Origin of the sequence: Acidovorax sp. 107, from assembly GCF_003058055.1 — a bacterium.
Classification (GTDB): Bacteria; Pseudomonadota; Gammaproteobacteria; order Burkholderiales; family Burkholderiaceae_C; genus Acidovorax.
The window spans coordinates 1,825,498-1,843,931 of record NZ_QBTZ01000001.1; the positions used below are offsets into that span (position 1 = coordinate 1,825,498).

Annotated in this window: 19 protein-coding genes; 14 read left to right on the plus strand and 5 right to left on the minus strand. The window is 67.2% G+C overall.

Features of this window, described 5'->3' with window-relative positions; translation table 11 throughout:
• Window positions 1-177 precede the first annotated feature (177 nt).
• The 8 genes from C8C99_RS08655 (at window position 178) to C8C99_RS08690 (ending at window position 8,562) form a co-directional block, all read left to right on the plus strand.
• Window positions 178-603, plus strand: coding sequence for a transcriptional repressor (locus C8C99_RS08655; protein ID WP_108625491.1), 426 nt, complete (start codon window positions 178-180; stop codon window positions 601-603).
• Window positions 600-1,277 carry an ATP-binding cassette domain-containing protein gene (locus tag C8C99_RS08660; RefSeq protein ID WP_108625492.1) on the plus strand — a complete coding sequence of 226 codons (678 nt, stop codon included), beginning with the start codon at window positions 600-602 and terminating at the stop codon, window positions 1,275-1,277. The genes C8C99_RS08655 and C8C99_RS08660 overlap by 4 nt, the downstream gene beginning before the upstream one ends.
• 2 nt (window positions 1,278-1,279) lie before the next feature.
• Window positions 1,280-2,515, plus strand: coding sequence for an FtsX-like permease family protein (locus C8C99_RS08665; protein ID WP_108625493.1), 1,236 nt, complete (start codon window positions 1,280-1,282; stop codon window positions 2,513-2,515).
• Between the two features lie 65 nt (window positions 2,516-2,580).
• Window positions 2,581-2,832, plus strand: a complete 252-nt coding sequence (locus C8C99_RS08670; RefSeq protein ID WP_108625494.1) for a hypothetical protein — start codon at window positions 2,581-2,583, stop codon at window positions 2,830-2,832.
• Between the two features lie 42 nt (window positions 2,833-2,874).
• The gene (locus C8C99_RS08675) at window positions 2,875-3,504 is read left to right on the plus strand and encodes a DUF3299 domain-containing protein (protein ID WP_108625495.1); all 630 of its coding nucleotides are present in this window, start codon (window positions 2,875-2,877) and stop codon (window positions 3,502-3,504) included.
• Window positions 3,505-3,561: 57 nt separating this feature from the next.
• The gene (locus C8C99_RS08680; protein ID WP_233247185.1) at window positions 3,562-4,023 is read left to right on the plus strand and encodes a hypothetical protein; all 462 of its coding nucleotides are present in this window, start codon (window positions 3,562-3,564) and stop codon (window positions 4,021-4,023) included.
• 476 nt (window positions 4,024-4,499) lie between these two features.
• Window positions 4,500-6,638: a TonB-dependent receptor domain-containing protein gene (locus C8C99_RS08685; protein ID WP_108627091.1), complete on the plus strand. Its 2,139-nt coding sequence runs from the start codon at window positions 4,500-4,502 to the stop codon at window positions 6,636-6,638.
• Between the two features lie 301 nt (window positions 6,639-6,939).
• A complete protein-coding gene (locus tag C8C99_RS08690) occupies window positions 6,940-8,562 on the plus strand; it encodes a sensor domain-containing diguanylate cyclase (RefSeq protein ID WP_108625496.1) in 1,623 nt (540 codons plus the stop codon).
• 63 nt (window positions 8,563-8,625) lie between these two features.
• Here the strand turns inward: C8C99_RS08690 and modC are convergent, their stop codons facing one another.
• Genes modC through modA form a run of 3 tightly spaced genes read right to left on the minus strand, consistent with a single transcriptional unit; the run spans window position 8,626 to window position 11,201 of the window.
• The gene (gene modC / locus C8C99_RS08695; RefSeq protein ID WP_108625497.1) at window positions 8,626-9,714 is read right to left on the minus strand and encodes a molybdenum ABC transporter ATP-binding protein; all 1,089 of its coding nucleotides are present in this window, start codon (window positions 9,712-9,714) and stop codon (window positions 8,626-8,628) included.
• Window positions 9,711-10,394, minus strand: a complete 684-nt coding sequence (gene modB, locus C8C99_RS08700) for a molybdate ABC transporter permease subunit (protein ID WP_108625498.1) — start codon at window positions 10,392-10,394, stop codon at window positions 9,711-9,713. The genes modC and modB overlap by 4 nt, the downstream gene beginning before the upstream one ends.
• A gap of 39 nt (window positions 10,395-10,433) precedes the next feature.
• Window positions 10,434-11,201 (minus strand): molybdate ABC transporter substrate-binding protein, encoded by a 768-nt coding sequence (gene modA / locus C8C99_RS08705; RefSeq protein WP_199226365.1) that lies wholly within the window; start codon window positions 11,199-11,201, stop codon window positions 10,434-10,436.
• Between the two features lie 95 nt (window positions 11,202-11,296).
• On the opposite strand from modA, the gene C8C99_RS08710 reads away from it, so the two are divergent.
• Complete coding sequence (locus C8C99_RS08710; protein WP_108625499.1) at window positions 11,297-12,049, plus strand: TOBE domain-containing protein; 753 nt, start codon at window positions 11,297-11,299, stop codon at window positions 12,047-12,049.
• Window positions 12,050-12,115: 66 nt separating this feature from the next.
• On the opposite strand, the gene C8C99_RS08715 is transcribed toward C8C99_RS08710, so the two are convergent.
• Window positions 12,116-12,511 (minus strand): DUF2845 domain-containing protein, encoded by a 396-nt coding sequence (locus tag C8C99_RS08715; RefSeq protein WP_233247186.1) that lies wholly within the window; start codon window positions 12,509-12,511, stop codon window positions 12,116-12,118.
• 138 nt (window positions 12,512-12,649) lie between these two features.
• Between C8C99_RS08715 and C8C99_RS08720 the strand changes: the two genes are divergently transcribed.
• The 5 genes from C8C99_RS08720 (at window position 12,650) to C8C99_RS08740 (ending at window position 17,758) form a co-directional block, all read left to right on the plus strand.
• On the plus strand, window positions 12,650-13,375 hold the full coding sequence (locus C8C99_RS08720) for a response regulator transcription factor (RefSeq protein ID WP_108625500.1): 726 nt from the start codon (window positions 12,650-12,652) through the stop codon (window positions 13,373-13,375).
• Complete coding sequence (locus C8C99_RS08725) at window positions 13,372-14,769, plus strand: ATP-binding protein (RefSeq protein WP_108625501.1); 1,398 nt, start codon at window positions 13,372-13,374, stop codon at window positions 14,767-14,769. The genes C8C99_RS08720 and C8C99_RS08725 overlap by 4 nt, the downstream gene beginning before the upstream one ends.
• Before the next feature lies 1 nt (window position 14,770).
• Window positions 14,771-15,871: an ABC transporter ATP-binding protein gene (locus tag C8C99_RS08730; protein WP_108625502.1), complete on the plus strand. Its 1,101-nt coding sequence runs from the start codon at window positions 14,771-14,773 to the stop codon at window positions 15,869-15,871.
• A gap of 73 nt (window positions 15,872-15,944) precedes the next feature.
• Complete coding sequence (locus tag C8C99_RS08735; RefSeq protein ID WP_233247187.1) at window positions 15,945-16,625, plus strand: HAD family hydrolase; 681 nt, start codon at window positions 15,945-15,947, stop codon at window positions 16,623-16,625.
• Window positions 16,626-16,801: 176 nt separating this feature from the next.
• Complete coding sequence (locus C8C99_RS08740; RefSeq protein WP_056644526.1) at window positions 16,802-17,758, plus strand: AEC family transporter; 957 nt, start codon at window positions 16,802-16,804, stop codon at window positions 17,756-17,758.
• Window positions 17,759-17,773: 15 nt separating this feature from the next.
• Here C8C99_RS08740 and pdxH read toward each other — a convergent pair whose 3' ends face one another.
• The gene (pdxH, locus tag C8C99_RS08745) at window positions 17,774-18,415 is read right to left on the minus strand and encodes a pyridoxamine 5'-phosphate oxidase (protein ID WP_108625503.1); all 642 of its coding nucleotides are present in this window, start codon (window positions 18,413-18,415) and stop codon (window positions 17,774-17,776) included.
• Between the last annotated feature and the right edge of the window lie 19 nt (window positions 18,416-18,434).

Here is an 18,434-nt window from a genome sequence, read left to right on the forward strand (position 1 = left end):
GGGGGCGGCATCTGCATCTTGCTCTGTGGGTTCACCGAAGGGAGGGTGAGCAAATTCCTCGGGGTGACGCTTTGTGCGGGCATAATGCAACCCGATTGCGTTATGCGCAGTTCATCCGCACCACCCATGCCCTTACCGTCCCCTCAACGTCTCCAGTCCTGGTCGCTTCCTTCCGGCATGCGCGCCACCCGCGCCACCAGGGCGTTGGCGGCGGTGTACGAAGCACGGCCGGACGCGGCCCTGTCAGAGCCCGAGGTTGAAGCGGCCCTGGCCGAAGCAGGTGTTGCCGTCAACAAGGTCACGGTCTACCGCATGCTCGACCGTTTTGCCGCTGCCGGGCTGCTGCACAAGCAGGTGGATGCCGCCCGCGTGACGCGGTATGCGCTGGCCCCGCGAGGGGAAGAGGGTGCTGCACCGCGCTTTGAATGCGACGACTGCCATCGCCAGTTCCGCCTGTCGCAGGGTTCGGCCAAGGTGCAAAAGGCCCTCCGGCAGGTGCTGCAGGCGCTGGCCACTGCAGGGCATGAGAGCCTGGCGGTGGACGTTGCCGTGCACGGACGCTGTGCCGACTGTGCGCACTCGGCAGAGGGTGCCGCCGCATGATCCGTACCCGGGGGCTTTCCTACACCTATGCCACGGCTGGCGCGGCGCCGCTGCGCTTTCCGGATGTTGACCTCCGCCAGGGCGGCACGCTGCTGCTGCGTGGGCGCTCGGGCACCGGCAAATCGACCTGGCTGGCGCTGATGGCGGGGCTGCGCGGTGCCAGCGGAGGTGACCTGTTTGTGGCGGGCACCCAACTGGGCACTCAGCGTGGGGCCGAGATTGATGCCTGGCGCGCCCGCAACATCGGCTTTTTGCCGCAGAAGCTGTACCTCAGCAGCGCACTCACCGTGGCGGACAACCTGGCACTGGCTTACTTTGCAGCAGGGCTGCCGCGCGACGCTGCGGCCATCCACCGTGCACTCAACCAAGTGGGAGTGGCCGAACTGGCCGCGCGCAAACCGCACCAGCTCTCCGGCGGGCAGGCGCAGCGTGTGGCGCTGGCGCGGGCCGTCCTTTTAGCGCCGCAGGTGCTGCTGGCCGATGAGCCCACGGCCAGCCTGGACGACGAGGCGGCTGCGGATGCTCTGGCGCTGCTGCAGCACAGCGCCGCGGCCTGCGATGCCAGCCTGGTGATTGCCACGCATGACCAGCGTGTGGTGCAGGCCTTGGCCGGTGCGCAGACGCTGGATTTGAATGAAATTGCGGCCTACTGCTCAACGGACGGGCGCGAGTAGCTATGAAAAACATAGTAATTCTTGCCCGCCTATCCTGGCACTACCTGTGGTCGCGCCCGCTGGCGGCCGTGCTCAACCTGCTGGTGCTCACGCTGGGCCTCGCCGCCATCACGCTGGTGCTGCTGGTGGCCACGCAGCTCGACAAGGCGTTCGAGCGCGACCTGAGCGGCATCGACCTCGTGGTGGGCGCCAAGGGCAGCCCGCTGCAGCTCATCCTGGCGGGCGTGTTCCACATCGATGTGCCCACGGGCAATATCCCGCTGCAAGAGGTGCAGACGCTGCAGAAGAACCCGCTGGTGGCGCAGGTCATCCCGCTCAGCCTTGGCGACAGCTACCAGGGCTTTCGCATTGTGGGCACCACGCGGGACTACATCACGCACTACGGGGCCACGCTGGCCGAAGGCGCGCTGTGGCAGCAGCCGATGGACGCGGTGCTGGGCGCCAGCGTGGCGCGGGGCATTGTCAAAGCCAGCCACCAAGGCGCGCCGCTGGTCGGCGCCACCTTCATCGGCAGCCACGGCCTGGGTGGAGGAGGGCATGCGCACGGCGACCACCCCTACCGCGTGAGCGGCGTGCTGGCGCCCTGCGGCTGTGTGCTGGACCGCCTGATCCTGACCAGCACCGAATCCGTCTGGATGGTGCACGAGACCGCCACGGCCAACGATGCCGAAGACCTGGAAATCCTGAAGGAAGAGCGCGAGGTGACCGTGGCCCTGGTGCGCTACCGCACGCCCATGGCGGCCATCACGTTGCCGCGCCTGATCAACGGCGGCACATCAATGCAGGCGGCGGCGCCTGCTATCGAAGTTACACGCCTGCTGCGCCTGCTGGGCGTGGGCGCCGACGTGTTGCGCGCCTTTGGGGGCGTGCTGCTGGCCGTGGCCGCGCTCAGTGTGTTCATCGCCTTGTGGAATGCCGTGCGCGAGCGCCGCGCTGACCTGGCCATGCTTCGCATGCTGGGAGCGCCGCCGGGCCGCGTGGCAGGGCTGGTGCTGTGGGAGGCCCTTTGGCTGGCCGCGCTCGCGTCCATGCTGGGGTTGCTGCTGGGCCACGGCCTGGCGCAGGCCCTGGGCTGGGCATTGCAGGCGCAGGGCTTGCTACCGGTGACGGGCTGGATCTGGCTGCCCGCCGAAGCGGGGGTGCCACTGCTGGCCGCAGGCGTGGCGGCGGTGGCCGCGCTGCTGCCGGCGATGCAGGCCTACCGGACCGATGTGGCCGATCTGCTCAGCCAGCCATGACCGCCCCGTTGAACACCCCCGTTTTTGTTTGACCCAGTTCTCTGAATCACCTGGAAGGACCCTTCATGAAGCACCTCATCTCCGCGCTCGCCCTGGCCCCCATGCTCCTCGTTGGGGCACTGGTCCACGCGCAAGCCCACAACGACAAGGACACCCAGGAAGACATCGCCCGCCACCGTGCGATGGCCGCGGCGCACGAGGCGGCTGCCAAGTGCCTGGAATCCGGCAAGGGCCACGACCAGTGCCAGAAAGACCTGCAGGCTGCGTGCCGGAACCTGGCCATCGGAAAATACTGCGGCATGAAACACGCGCACTGAGCGCCTGTTTGTTTTGAAGCTTGTTCGCCCGGAGTCCCCGCCATGTCCTGCACCTTGAACCCCTTGCCCGTCACCGGCCGGATGGCTCGCCTGGCTTGTATTGCCGCCGCGATGGCTCTGGCAGGCGGTGCACATGCGCAGCAAGGCGGTGCCACCAAACCCGCGCCGGGCGCTTTTGAGCGCGCCAAAGAAGGCGCGGCCGCTGCGCCGGTGCTGTCCTCGCCGCTGCCTGCGGGCGCGGGCACTGCGGTGCCTGCGGGGTCGGGCGCGGGGTATCACAGCCCCAACAGCCCGATTGCGCCGCTGCCGCAGCGCAACGATGTGGTGCCCTGGTCGGTGCTGACAGACCTGAGCAAGAAAACCACCAAGGACGGCATCCTGCCCGTGTTCAACGACGCCCAGAAGGGCATGGACAAGACCACGCAGCGCATCCAGGGCTTCATGGTGCCGCTGGACGCCAAGCCGACGCAGACGCACTTCATCCTTACCTCCGTGCCGCTGACCTGCTCGTTCTGCACACCGGGCGGGCCGGAGAGCATGGTCGAGGTCAAGGCCAAGACGCCCGTGCGCTATTCGCTGGAGCCCGTGGTGGTGGAGGGCAAGTTCACCGTGCTGCCCAATGACCCCTATGGCCTGTACTACCGCGTGGTGGACGCGGTGCCGGTGAAATGATCCACGGCTTTTGGCGCTGCCGCTTCTGCCGCAATCCTTTTCCCTTTCGTTCCTGACGTGACCCGCTCGCTTCTTCGTCCCCCGTACCTGCCGTCCGCCGCCCTGCGCAGCGCGGTGGTGCGGCGCGTGGCGTTGGCGTGGCTGCTGCTGGCCCTGGTGGTTGTGCCCACGCTGGGGCGGCTGCACCAGGTGGTGCACGGGGGCGCGCTGGACCAGGCCCATGCCGGGCTACTGGCCGCGCCGTCGTCGCTGCCCGGGCAAACGGCGTGGGACCCGGCCCCCACTGCGCGGCCCGCTGCCACACCTGGCCACAGTCTGTGGCTGCCGTATCTGCTGGCCCACCACGCGCCGGTGGACTGCCTGTTGCTCGACCAGCTGGCGCTGGGCGACGCATTGCATGCCGCCCCGCTGGCGCTGCCTGCGGCCGATGCGCCACTGCCGCCCACGGTGCACGTGGCAGGGCGGTCGAGCACACCCCACATTGCGCTGTTCCACGCGCGCGGCCCGCCGGTCGCCTGACGCGCAGCGCACCTCTAGGAACCCTCTACACGAATCAAGCGGCAAGTGGGCGCAGCGGATCGGGAAGGGCTGCAAGGCGCAAAACGCAGCAATAGCGGTAGCTATTGCGAGTATTTGCAACGCGGCAGACCGCCCGGGCCCGCTGATGCACACGGCGCGCTGATTTGTGCAGAGGGTCCCTAGCCCCACCTTCTCAGTCGGCGTACCCGCTGTGTGCCTTGCAGGGCAACGCGGCGGTGTTGTGCCTGCTGGCGAGGGGCGCGGTCTGCAGGCCGCAATACGCAGGTTGAGCTGGCGGCTGCCAGCGGCCGTACCACGGCGCGTCCATCATTACTCCTGTTTTCATAGCTGCTTGCGCATATTTCACTAGCGCTTGCAGCGGTTTTATTCATCAACTCGCGCCCGGGGCGCGGGTCGGCATGCGCAGGCGCGTTGGCACCGCCAGCGCCGCGCATGCCTTGTTGCAGGCCACCACCATGACCCACACCTTTTCTAACCACCGCTTTATTTCCCGCCGCGCCCGTCCGGCCCTCCACCCCGTGGCTCTGGCAACTCTGCTGGCGCTGTCCAGCACCAGCGTTGCCACCCAGGCGCAGACTGCGCCCGCGCCCGCGCCCGTGCCCGCGCCCGCTGCGGCGGCGGATGCCGCACCCAGCCTGCCCGCTGTCACCGTGTCGGCCAGCGGCCTGCAACTGGGCGCCAGCGACATGACCACCCCCGCCACCGTGCTGGAAGGCGATGAACTGGTGCGGCGCCGCGAGGCCACGCTGGGCGAAACGCTGAACAGCGAACCCGGCATCACCAGCAGCCACTTTGGCGCCGGTGCCAGCCGCCCCATCATCCGCGGCATGGACGGCCCGCGCGTCAAGGTGCTGAGCGATGGCGCCGAGCTGCACGACGCCTCCACCATCAGCCCCGACCACGCCGTGGTGTCCGAGCCGCTGCTGGCCACGCAGATCGAGGTGCTGCGCGGTCCCTCGGCCCTGGTCTATGGCAATGGCGCCGTGGGCGGCGTGGTCAACGTGCTCGACGGCAAGGTGCCCACCGCCATTCCGCAAAAGGGCTACGAAGGCAGTGCCGAGCTGCGCGCCAACTCGGGGGCGGGTGAGGGCGCCGGGGCCTTTTCGCTGACGGGTGGGGCGGGCAACCTGGCTGTGCATGTGGAAGGCGTGGCGCGGGACGCGGGCGACTACCGCGTGGGCAAGGGCTGGTCGGGCGGCAGCAAGGTGCTGGGCAGCTTCAACCGCACCGACGCTGGCAGCGTGGGCCTGTCTTGGGTGGGCGACCAGGGCTACCTGGGGGCGGCCTACACCCGCCAGACCGCCAAATACGGCCTGCCTGGCCACAACCACAGCTTTGACGGCTGCCACACCCATGGCGACCACCTGCACTGCAGCGCCCATGCGGACGACGAAGCCGACGGCCATGACCACGACCATGACGCTGCGGCAGGCGATGTGCCGGTGGTGGACCTGCGCAGCGAACGCTTTGACGTGCGGGGCGAGCTGCGCAACCCGTTTGCGGGCTTCTCGGCACTGCGTCTGCGCGCGGGCGTCACCGACTACAAACATGATGAGGTCGAAGACGGTGCCATCAGCACCACTTTCAAGAACAAGGCCTACGACACGCGCGTGGAACTGCAGCACGAGCCCATCGGTGGCTTCAAGGGCGTGATCGGCCTGCAGACCTCGCAGCGCAAGTTCAGCGCCGAGGGCGAGGAGGCCTATGTGCAGCCCACCGTGACCCGCAAGACGGGCCTCTTCGTGCTGGAGGAGTACCGCTGGAACGACTGGCGCTTTGAAGCGGCCCTGCGCCACGACCGCCAGACGGCCGAGGCCCAGACCAGCGGCATCGAGCGCAGCCACAACGGCACTTCGGCATCGCTGGGCGCGGTGTGGAAGTTCACGCCCGGCTACCAGGTGGGCACCTCGTTCACCCGCGCCAGCCGCGCCCCGTCGGCCGAAGAGCTGTACGCCCAGGGCCTGCACATGGCCACCAGCACGTACGAACGCGGCAATGCCGACCTGCGCTCCGAAATCTCGCAGAACATCGATGTCAGCCTGAAGAAGACCAGTGGCGACACCACCTTTGGCGTGAGCGTGTTCCGCAACCGCATCAACAACTACATCTACGGCCGCACGCTGGACGAGCTGGATGGGCTGCAGCTGCTGCAGTACAGCCAGGCCGACGCCACCTTCACCGGCATTGAAGGTCAGGTGCGCCAGCGCCTCACGCGCAATTTGGGCATCACGCTGTTTGGCGACACCGTGCGCGCCAAGCTGGACGGCGGTGGCCTGCTGCCGCGCATCCCGGCCACCCGCGCCGGTGTACGGCTGGACGCCAACTGGCAGGCGTGGGAAGGCCAGGTGGAATGGGTGCAGGTGGCCCGCCAGAACCGCGTGGCCGACTTTGAAACCGCCACGCCCGGCTACGGCATGCTGAACCTGGGCGTGAGCTACAACGGTCAGTTCAGCAGCAGCGGCACCCCTTGGCAGGTGTACCTGAAGGCCAACAACCTGACGGACCGCCTGGCGTACGCGCACACCTCGTTCATCAAGACCGCTGCGCCGCTGATGGGCCGCAACATCACGCTGGGGGTGAAGGTGGCGTTCTGAACGTTAACGCCGTCGTGACGTGAGTGAGCCAGCGCCGAGGAAGAGGATTGCCCGCTCACGTATCTCCAGGTCCCAAACTACCCAAGCCAAGAGCGGCCTGGATTCACACCATCCTCGGTTTGACACAGTTGATCTTTCGCTCCGTGAACGCGATGCTGCCTCGGTCATCGTGATCGCGCACGCCCGATTCTGGAATAGGATTGGCACCGCAGCGGGCAACCCAATGCCGGGCTGCGCGACACACCAAGGACTTGCTCAACGCGGCCCTGCATGTATCTGACCCGTTTTGCGATATCCCTGCATGCCCACCACCCCAACGCCATCCGCGAACCTGCTGCAACTGCTCCCTGAGGCGGTGGTGCAGACCGATGCGCTGTGGGAGATCACGTATCTGAACCCGGCGTGGCACAAGCTCACCGGCCATCCAGTGGAGACTGCGCTCGGCCGGTCTTTGCTGGAGTTCGTGCATCCCGACGACATCGGCACCATGCGTTCGGGTATGCCGGTGTTCCGCCTGCGCTTTGCCGACGCGGACTACCGCTGGGTGCGGCTGCAGTTCCACCCCGAGACAGATGCGGCGGAGCGGGTGATCAGCCGCCAGGGTGTCCTGATCGAGATCACCGAGGTCACCGAGCAGGTGCTGGTGGAGGTTCGCCAGCGCTTTCTGCGCTTGCTGGAAACCATTGACGGTGTGGTGTGGGAAGCTGAAATCGGCGTGGGCAACACCTTTCTGAGCCCGCAGGTCGAACGCTTGTTCGGCTATTCCGTCGAGGAGTGGCGGGCCGACCCGGGCTTCTGGCGGGCGCATGTGCATCCCGATGATCTGGAGGAGGCCCTGCGCATCGACGATGCCGCTTACAACGCCACGCACAGCCACGCCTACGAGATGAGCTACCGGCTGATTGCCAAGTCGGGCAAGGTCGTGTGGGTGCGTGACCTGTGCCGCGCGGTGGTCGAACCCGGCCGGCCGAACCGCATGATCGGCCTGATGATCGACGTTACCCAGGAGAAGAACACCGAGCTTGAATTGCTGCGCTCCGAAAACCGCTATTCGCTGGCGACCCGCGGGTCCAATGACGGCATCTGGTATTGGGACTTGCGCACGGACACCCTGCATGTGTCGGGGCGCTTTCTCCAGATCGTCGGGCTGGGTAACCGCGATCATGTGTATGAGGGCGGCTGGCGCTTTCTGGAGCAACTCATCGACCGCGAGGATCGCGCCCGCGTACAGGAGGCCTACCGCAGGCACCTGTCCGGAAGCAGCGCGAATTTTTCGGTGGACTTCCGCGCGTTCCACGGAGCGGGACGGCTGGTATGGGTCAATTGGCGCGGACTCGCCGAGTTCGAAGAGGGCGTTGCGGTGCGCATGGCAGGCTCGTTGAGCGATCTGGCCGAGCGCGGCAGCTCCTACGACGCGCTGACCAACTTGCCCGGCCGGCCGCTGTTCCACGACCGCCTTGCGCAACTGATCGCGCTGCACCAGATTGAGGCGGAGAACGGTGATGGCGTACCGACGCGCGGTGGAGCCACGATGTTCGCCGTGCTGCTGCTGGACCTCAACGGGTTCAAGGCGGTCAACGACTGCTACGGACACCATGTGGGAGACCAGCTACTGCAGCAGGTGGCGCGGCGGCTCGAATCCTGCGTGCGAGCGGTGGATCTGGTCGCGCGCATGAGTGGCGACGAGTTCAATGTGCTGTTGGAGTCGATTGATCTCGCTGAAGCCAGCCAACGCGCCCAGCAGATCGCGGCCGCGCTTGCTGCGCCCTATGTGATTGGCGAACACACCGTGATCAGTGGCGCGAGTATCGGGTTGGTCAGCAGCGCATCCAGGCTTGCAACCGTCGACGACTACCTGCGCGCGGCAGACACTGCCATGTACCGGGCCAAAAGTCAGTCATTGGGCGTGTGCGTGACCCAATAAGGCGTCGTGGCCACGCCTGGCGAGGGCGTGCTGATTCGGGCTGCAGGGCCGCAAGCGGCTGGCTCAAGGAACAATCGCCACCGATTTGACCTGGGCCCACACCGTGCTGCCGGGTGCCACGCCCAGCGCGTGCAGGGACCGGTGGGTGACCCGCGCCAGCAAAAATGACTCGCCACAGCGCAGCCGCACCAGCGCCTGCGAAGGGTGTGCGTCGGGCGCTATGGAGTCGATCACGCAGGGCAGGTGGTTCTGGATGCTGGTCTGCATGGGCTCCTGCACCGTCAGGCTCACATCGCGGGCCAGCACCCGCAGCCGCACCGACTGGCCCACGGGCAGGCCGCTGTCGCGCAACCACATGGCGCCACCTGCAAAGCCCACGCGCGCCAGATGCCAGGCCGTGTCCCGCTCCAGCACCTGGCCGCGCAGCAGTGCGCCCGCGTCGTCGCCCAGCACCACCGGCAGTTGTACGGACGACAGCACCTGGTCCACCGGCCCGGCGGCCTTCACCCGGCCTCCGCCCAGCACTACCAGGTGGTCGGCCAGCCGCGCCAGTTCGTCGGCAGAGTGCGTGACATACAGCATGGGAATGTGCAGCTCATCGCGCAGGCGCTCCAGCCAGGGCATGATTTCCTGGCGCCGCGCCAGGTCAAGGGCGGCCATGGGTTCGTCCAGCAGCAGCAGGCGGGGCGAGGTTGCCAGGGCGCGGGCAATGGCCACCCGCTGGCGCTCGCCGCCCGACAGCTGGCCCGGCCGGCGCTGCAGCAGGCGGCCGATGCCCAGCAGCTCGATGGCGGCCTGCAGCGTGGCCTCGGCCTGCGCAGACCGGGCGCGATTCAGGCCATACCGCAGGTTGCCCAGCACGTTGAGGTGCTCGAACAAGCTGGCCTCCTGGAACACATAGCCCAGCGCCCGCTGGTGCGTGGGCAGAAACACCTGGGCAGCATCGTCTTGCCACACCTCGCCGGCCACGGCCACCAGGCCAGGGCGTGCGCGCTCCAGCCCCGCCACACAGCGCAGCACGCTGGTTTTGCCCGAGCCCGATGTGCCGAACAACACCGTGATACCGCTACCGGGCAGGTGCAAGTCCACATTCAGTTCAAAGTCGGCACGCGGCAGCGCGAGCCGGATGCGCAGGTCGCCGGGCGCACTCATGGCAGCACCCGCGAGCCACGGTTCTTGAGCAGCGCCAGGCACAGCAGCACCACGAACGAGAACAGCACCATGCCGCCCGCCAGCCAGTGCGCCTGGGCGTATTCCATGGCCTCGACATGGCCGTAGATCTGGGTCGAGACCACCCGTGTCTTGCCCGGGATATTGCCGCCAATCATCAGCACCACGCCAAACTCGCCCACCGTGTGGGCAAAACTCAGGATGGCTGCGGTGAGCAGGCCAGTGCGGGCCTGCGGGAGGGCCACGGTAAAAAACGCATCCAGCGGGCTGGCCCGCAGGGTGGCGGCCACCTCCATCGGGCGGCGACCCATGGACTCGAAAGCGTGCTGCAGCGGCTGCACCGCAAACGGCATCGAAAACACCACCGAGCCAATCACCAACCCGGTAAAAGTGAACGACAGCAGGCCCCAGCCCATGGCCTGCGTGAACTGCCCCAGCGGCCCGGCGGGCCCCATGGCCACCAGCAGGTAAAAGCCAAGCACCGAGGGCGGCAGCACCAGCGGCAGGGTCACGAAGGCGCCCACCGGCCCCTTCCACCACGACTCGGTTTGCGACAGCCACCAGGCCAGCGGCGTGGCGATCAACAGCAGCACGAGGGTGGTGAGGGTGGCAAGCTGCAGGGTCAGCCAGACGGCTTGCAGTGCTTCAGGGCCCAGGGGCATGGAGGAAAAAGGCGGTGGCAGAGATGGTGTGTAAGTATCTCAGTGCTCGTAGCCATAGCCACGGATCACCGCCCGCGCCTTGTCACCCTTGAGGTATTGCAGCAACGCGGCCGCTGCGGTGTTGCCCTGGCCCTTGCTCAGCAGCACGGCGTCCTGGCGCAAAGGGGAGTAGAGCGTTGCAGGGACGGCCCACACCGAGCCCTCCACCAGGCGGCCTTCGGCCATCACCTGCGACAGGGCGACAAAACCGAGCTGGGCATTCTGGGTGGCGACAAACTGATGGGTCTGGGCAATGTTCTCACCCTGCACAAACTTGGGCCGCAGGGTGTTCAGCACGCCCAATTGGGTCATCACTTCGACTGCGGCGGCTCCGTAGGGCGCAAGCTTGGGGTCGGCCACCGCGATCTTGTCGAAGGTGCCGGATTTAAGCACCTGGCCCTGTGCATCCACCAGACCGGGCTGCTTGCTCCACAGGGCCAGCTTGCCAATGGCGTAGGTGAAGCGGCTGGCATCGACCGCCAGGCCTTCCTTGGCCAACTTGGCCGGGGTTTCGTCGTCGGCGGACAGCAGCAGGTCAAACGGCGCGCCGTTCTTGATCTGCGCATAGAACCGCCCGGTAGAGCCAAAAGCCAGCGTGGCTTTGTGGCCGGTGTCCTGCTCGAACAGGCGGGCAATCTTTTGCATCGGGGCCGTGAAGTTCGCCGCCACGGCCACTGACACCTCGCCCGCATGGGCCGAAACCGCCACCGTTAAGCATGCAGCCAGTGACAACAGGAAACGCTTCACAACGACCTCGCTATTCTTCATTGGAATAGCGGGACTGTAGCATGGCCGCTGCTTCGCTATTCCGCTGATGAACAGCGGTGCCGCAAATGTCCGCACCACGCAGTTAACATGCCCGGATGAGCAATTCTTCCCTGCCCCTGGCCGATGTGCTGGGCCACGAGGTCACGGACAAACGCATCGACATCCTGCGCCGCATCGGCGAGGTGGGCTCCATTTCCGAGGCGGCGCGGGGCGCCGGGGTGAGCTACAAGGCCGCCTGGCAGGCGCTGGAGACGCTGACCAACCTGGCCGGGGTGCCACTGGTGGAGAAAGTAGTGGGCGGCACCGGCGGCGGCGGGGCTGCACTGACCTCGGCAGGCCAGCGGGTGCTGCAGGCTGCCCATGCGCTGGCCGCTGCGCGCCAGCAGGTGCTGGGCCGATTGAGGAGCGACGACGACGCAGCGACCGGCCGGGCCGCACTGGCTTTGCGCACCAGCATGCGCAACCAGTTTCCTTGCACCGTGGGCAAGGTGCGGTCCGGGGGCGGGCAGGTGCGTGTGCAGCTGCTGCTGGCGGATGAGCAGGCGCTGCACGCATCCATCACCCGGGTCAGCGCACAGTTGCTGGGTTTGAAGGCCGGGCTGGGTGTGCTGGCGCTGTGCAAGGCGACAGCGGTTCAGGTGGTCCCAGACCCGTCCAGTCCCACAGGCAATGCCATGGCCGGGGTGGTACGGAGCGTGGCCCGGGGCGCTGCCCCGGAGGTGGTACTGCAGCTGCCCAGCGGCATCCAGCTGGTGGGCTTTGCTGCTGCAGGAGTCAAGGTTCGAACGGGCCAGCAGGCCACGGCGGTTTTTGACGAATCCAGCATCGTCATCGCTGCGACTTCTTGAGGGTTGACCGCCCTCCAGCGCATTGAAGAACCTGTTCAAACAGCTAGGAGGGCCAGCGGCCCCCCACTACCGGCTGCGGTCGCCGTCGCGCACGGATTCGATGGCGCCGTTGTAGATGCGAACCACCCCCAGGAAGGTGCCTGGCCCCCGGTCGTACGTCCACTCTTCCATGGGCACGCACTGATTGGCCAGCACCGCTGCGGGGCTACCGGGGCGGTAGGGTGTCACCACCCAACCCAGCTGCAACATGGAAACGCACACGCCCTGGCGGTAGATGGGGTCACCACACTTCTGGAGCAGGGTCACCGGAGAGTCTCCCTTGCCCACCAGCGAACCATTGCAGCGCAAGGACTGCGAGGCCTGGGTGGGCAGCACCGTGCACAGGGCCAGTGCGGCTGCCAGCAGTTGCAAGGTTTTTCGGCAAGTGCCTGACAGCGCGGGCTGGGTCAAAAGTGATCTCATGGCGGCGGATTCCAGAAGGCTGGGCCTCACTGTACAGCGGCCCGCCGCAGAAGGACGAACCCGCCTTTCGCTTCCCTTTCATCGCCCGTCCGTAGAAGCACAGTGGCCCGGGCCTGCCGCAGGCGGCATGATCGGGGGATGAAACTGCTGTTGGTCGAGGACGACTTTGATCTGGCCGGGGCCTTGAGCCGCAGCCTGGTGGCGCGTGGGTTCGAGGTGTTGTGCTGTGCCGATGGCAAGGAGGCCCTGGTGGCCGCGCGGCGCACCGCGTTTGACGTGATCACGCTCGACCTGTCGCTGCCGGGCCTGGATGGGCTGGAGGTGCTGCGGCGCCTGCGCGATGGTGGCAGCACCACGCCAGTGCTGGCGTTGACCGCCCGCGCGGCGGTCACAGACCGGGTGGCAGGACTGGAGGCCGGAGCCGACGACTACCTGGCCAAGCCGTTTGACCTGGACGAACTGGTGGCGCGGCTGCGAGCCCTCACGCGGCGCGTGGGGCGCGACGGGCAGTTGCGCTGCGGGGCGCTGTACCGCGAGCCGGGCAGCGGCGTGTTCTACAACGATGCCTTGCCGCTGGAGCTGTCGCAGCGGGAGTCCGAATTGCTGCGACTGCTGATGTCGCGCGTGGACCGGGTGGTCAGCAAGGAAGAGCTGCGCACCCAGGTGTTTGCCAACACGGACGAGCAGGTGCAAGCCGACGCGGTGGAAGTGGTGGTGCACCGGCTGCGCAAGAAGCTGGTGGGCACTAACGCCGAGATCGTGACCTTGCGCGGCGTGGGTTACCTGCTGTGCGACGCCGACAGCATGGCCGCCCACAAGACGGACAAAGCCGAAAAATCCGACAAAGGCGGGGTGGCCCGGTGACGCTGCGGTGGTGGCAGCAGCGGCCCTGGAGGCCGCGTGGCGGCTCGTTGCAGCGGTGGCTGCTGGTGGGCTGGCTGGTGCCGCTGTGGGCGCTGGTGGCCGTGATCTGCGCGGTGCAATGGGCCTATCAGGCGCAGCATGACGCCGCCGCGCAGGACGAGGCCCTGCGCCAGGCGCTGGCGCACTGGCCTGCAGGTTGGTCCGAAGACCCGGCCCCATCTTTGTCTGCCCAGCCAGCGCCCGGCGTCTGGTACCGCGAGAGCAATCTGGACGGCGAACGCCTGGCGGGCAGCGCTGACCTGCCGCGTGTGCCCCCTACCGAGGCAGTACGTGACCCGGGTGCCGTGCACTTCTACCTGGCGCAGGTGGGCGACCGGCTGGTGCGGGTGGCCGTGACCCTGTACCAGCCCACCGTAGTGAAGGAGCGGCAAACCGTGGCTGCGCCCGTGGTGCGCCAGGTGGCACGCCCGCTGGGCGAGCGCCTGCCCGGCGCGCGCAGCCTGCTGGGCGGTGGCTCGGGCCTGTGGTGGGTGCTTCTGCTGGCACTGGCCATGACCGCCGTGGCGGTGCTGCTGGCGCGGGCGGCATCGGTCTGGCTGCAACATGCCGATGTGTCGCTGATGCGGCCGCTGAGCAACGACGCTGCGGGCACGGCAGACCGCATCTACGAAGGCCCGTTAGAACTCGCGCCCGCCGTGCAGCATTTTGCCGAGCTGCAACACAGCCAGAGCCGCTGGATCGAGGAACAGCGGCGCTTTCTGGCCGATGCCACCCACCAGCTGCGCACCCCCATGGCCGTGCTGCGCACCCAGCTGCAGGCCGCCATGGCGGGTGACATGCTGGTGGGCGATGCGCTGCAGCAGATGCTGCATACCGTGGACCGCGCCTCGGGCCTGGCCAACCAGTTGCTCAGCCTGAGCAAGGTGGAGCAGCTCAAGCGCATGGGCGAGTTGTCCAGCGTGGACCTGAACGCGATTGCCCGCGAGGCCGTGATGGAACTGGCACCGCTGATTGCGGCCAAACGGCTCGACTTTGCGCTGGAGGGCCCTGACACGCTGTGGGCACCCGGCGACGCAGCGCTGCTGGGCGAACTGATGCGCAACCTGCTGGCCAACGCCATCCACCACACGCCCACCCATGGGCGGCTGGGTGTGCTGCTGCGCGACAGCACTGGGCGGCGCGAGGTGCTGGTGTGGGACGAGGGCCCCGGCATCGACGACGCCGTGCGGCAGCGACTGTTCCAGCCGTTTTCCGCCGGGCAGGGTGGGGTGGGGCTGGGGTTATCCATCTGCCGGCAGATTGCAGAGGCGATGGGCGCGCAGGTCACGCTGTTCAACCGCATGGATGCGGGGCAGGTCATCGGCGTGGATGCCGTCGTGGCCTGGGAAGAATGAGATGCCCGTGACAGCCCGCTCCGAGACACCAGCCGCGCATGGCATCGAGTTCCGGGATGTCAGCAAGCGGTACGGCTCATCGCCCGACGCTCCGCTGGTGGTGGACCACATCAGCTTCAGCGTGCCGCGTGGCACGCTCACCACCATCCTCGGGCCATCGGGCTGCGGCAAGACGACCACGCTGCGCCTGATTGCCGGGCTCGAATCGCCCACATCGGGCCGCATCTTCATCGACGGGCAGGATGTCACCCCCCTCGGCCCGGCGCAGCGCAATGTGAGCCTGGTGTTCCAGAACTACGCGCTGTTTCCGCACATGAACGTCATCGACAACGTGGTCTACGGCCTGCATTTGGCGGGCCTGGGCAAGCAGCAGGTGCGCGACAAGGCCCGCGCCATGCTCGACACCGTGGGCCTGCAAGGGCTGGACCAGCGCAGGCCGCACGAGCTGTCGGGCGGGCAGCAGCAGCGCGTGGCGCTGGCGCGGGCGCTGGCGCTGGAGCCCGCGGTGCTGCTGTTTGACGAACCTCTGTCCAGCCTGGACGCCCGCCTGCGCCGCGCCATGCGAGAGGAGATTCGCGCCCTGCAGCAGCGCCTGAAGCTCACCGTGGCCTATGTCACCCACGACCAGTCCGAGGCCCTCGCCGTCAGCGACCAGATCGTGGTGATGGACCGGGGCGCCATCGCCCAGCGTGGTGCCCCCAGCGCGCTGTACGAGCAACCGACCTCCGAGTTTGTGGCCGGCTTCATGGGCGAAGCCATGCTGTTTGCGGCCCAGAACCACGCGCCCAGCCCGGGCAACATCGCAGACACCGGGTATGCGCAACTGGGCCCGCTGCGCGTGCCGTCACCCGCCGCACTGCCCACCGGCCCGGTCAAGATCGCCGTGCGCCCGGAGGCCTGGGTGATTGGCCCGGCCACATCGGCAGGCCTGGCCGCGCGGGTCATCCGCTGCACCTACCTGGGCAGCGTCATGGAATACACCTTTGCCAGCGCCCTGGGCGCCATTTTTGTGGTGTCGCCCCTGGTGGAATTGCCGCTGGATGTGGGCGCCCCGGTCAGCCTAACGCTGGCAGACCACGGCGTATCCGTGGTGGCCGGATAAGGTGCGCGGCTTTTGCCCGGTATGCGCCTGCCATGCGCCACGCCGTTTTGTTAACCCCCCTTTTTGATGAGCCATGCCTCTGGACTACACCGTCGCTGTTTTTGACCTGGACAACTGCCTGATGGATGCGCGGGCGGTGGGCCCCTTGTTCGAGCCCGCTTTCGAGGCCGTGCGGCAAGCCAACCAGGGCGCGCTGAGCCCGCAGGCCCTGGACCAGGCGCTGCAGGCCTGCTGGTTCACTGCGTTCGACCTGGTGGCCCAGCGCCACCATTTCACGCCGGCCATGCGCGCGGCCGGGTGGCAACAGTTCAGCCAGATGGAAGCCAGGGCGCCGCTGCATGGCTATGCCGACATCGGCCTGCTGCCCTGCATTCCGTTGCGGCGCTACCTGGTCACCAGCGGCTTTCGGCGCCTGCAGGACAGCAAGATCGATGCGCTGGGAATCCGCCCCTGGTTCGAGCAAGTCCTCATCGACGCGATTGACGCACCGCCCACCGCTGCGGTGCATGGCAAGCGGGCATTTTTTGAACAGATCCTGGCCCGCGAAGGTTGCACGCCCCGCCAGATGCTGGTGGTGGGCGATAACCCCTTGTCCGAGCTGGCGGCCGGGCGCGCGCTGGGGGCCACCACCGTCCAGACCGTGCGGCCGGGTGTCGAACCCTGGCCCCTGGCCGACCACCGGGTAGACGGCCTGCAAGGGCTGCTGGCCCTGCTGTCGGCGGACACACGTGCGCCGCAGCAGATACGCTCCTAGCGCGTGCAGACCAGGGGATTTTAAAGAAATCGGCGCCAAGCGCCAGGGCAATATGCGCTGATAGCTATGAAAAATATAGCAATTTATCGGTGTGCGCCAGACACACCACGCCAAGTCGGAAGAGATCATGGGAGACAATCGGCGCCCACCCTTGCCGACCTGGCGCGCTTTTCTCCGTGAACTCTCCTGTCTTCACCTCGCTGATCCCCGTCATCCTGTTCATTGCCATCGGCTTTTATGTGGGGCGGCGCGGCTGGATACGTGCCGAATCCGTCAAGGACTTGGCCAACCTCGTGTTCATGGTGCTCACGCCCGCGCTGCTGTTTCGCACCATGAGCACGGTGCACCTGGAAGACCTCAACTTCGGCCCCGTGGGCATCTACTTTGTGGCGTTTGGTGTGGTCTATGCGGCCTCATTGGCGGTGCAGGGCTTCAACACGCTGGGCGCCGCGCGGGCGTTGGCCAACACCTTCAGCAACACACTGATGATCGGCGTGCCGCTGGTGGGCCTGGTGTTTGGCGAGGCAGGGCTGGTCACGCTGTTCACCCTGATCTCGGTGCACTCGCTCATCCTGCTGACTGCGGCCACGGTGGTTTTCGAGCTGGCGGCCGCGCGCGAACATGCCGGGCGCCCGGGCGGGGTGCAGCAGCCCATGTGGCGCACCGTGCTGCAGGCCATTCGCAACGGCATCGTGCACCCCGTGCCGCTGCCCATCATTGCGGGCCTGCTGTTTGCGCAGACCGGGCTGGTGGTGCCCGAGGTGGTGGGCAAGCCCCTGCAACTGCTGGGCCAGGCGCTGGGGCCGATTGCGCTGCTACTAGTGGGGGTGACGCTGGCATTCACCAAGGTCGGCCACCAGTTCAAGGCCGCGCTGCGCATTGCGCTGGTGAAATGTGTGGTGCACCCGCTGGTGCTGGCCAGCATGGGCTGGGCGCTGGGCCTGTCGGGCATGCCGCTGGCCGTGATGATCGTGGCGGCATCGCTGCCCGTCGGGGCCAACGTGTTTTTGTTCTCGCAGCGCTACCGCGTGGCAGAAGAAGAGGTGACGGCCAGCGTGGCGGTGTCCACCGCCATGGGGTTGGTGACCATGCCGGTGGTGATTTTGGCGGTCACCCGCTGGGTAGCGGGCTGATCCAGCCGCCCCGATTCAGGGCGCCAGCCGCTCCCGCACCCATTCGCCCGCGTCCAGCCGGTAGCGCAGCCGGTCGTGCAGACGGCTCTTGCGCCCCTGCCAGAACTCCCACTGGTCGGGCTTGAGGCGGTAGCCGCCCCAGTGCGGCGGGCGGGGCGGTTTCAGCATGAATTGCGCACCGTACTTGGCCGCGTTGGCCACCAGCACACCCCGGCCTGAAATCACCTGGCTTTGCGGGCTGGCCCAGGCGCCGATGCGCGAATCCAGTGGACGGCTGTGGAAGTATTCGTCGCTTTCTTCGTCGCTGACCTTCTCCACCACGCCTTCGATGCGCACCACACGCTCCAGCTCCACCCAGTGAAACTGCAGCGCTGCAAACGGGTTGCCCGCAATCTGGCGGCCCTTGCGGCTGTCGTAGTTGGTAAACCAGACGATGCCGCGCTCGTCATAGCCCTTGATGAGCACGATGCGGGTGCTGGGTCGCAGGTCGCTGCCCACGGTGGCCAGGGTCATGGCGTTGGGCTCGGGCACTTCGGCGCTGATGGCTTCCTTGAGCCACTGGTCAAACTGCTGCAGGGGGGCAGCGTGCGAGGCGTCTTCGTTGAGTTCGGCGCGCTCGTAGCTCTTGCGGAGGTCGGCGATGGAGTTCGTGGTCATGGCCACGATTGTGCATCCC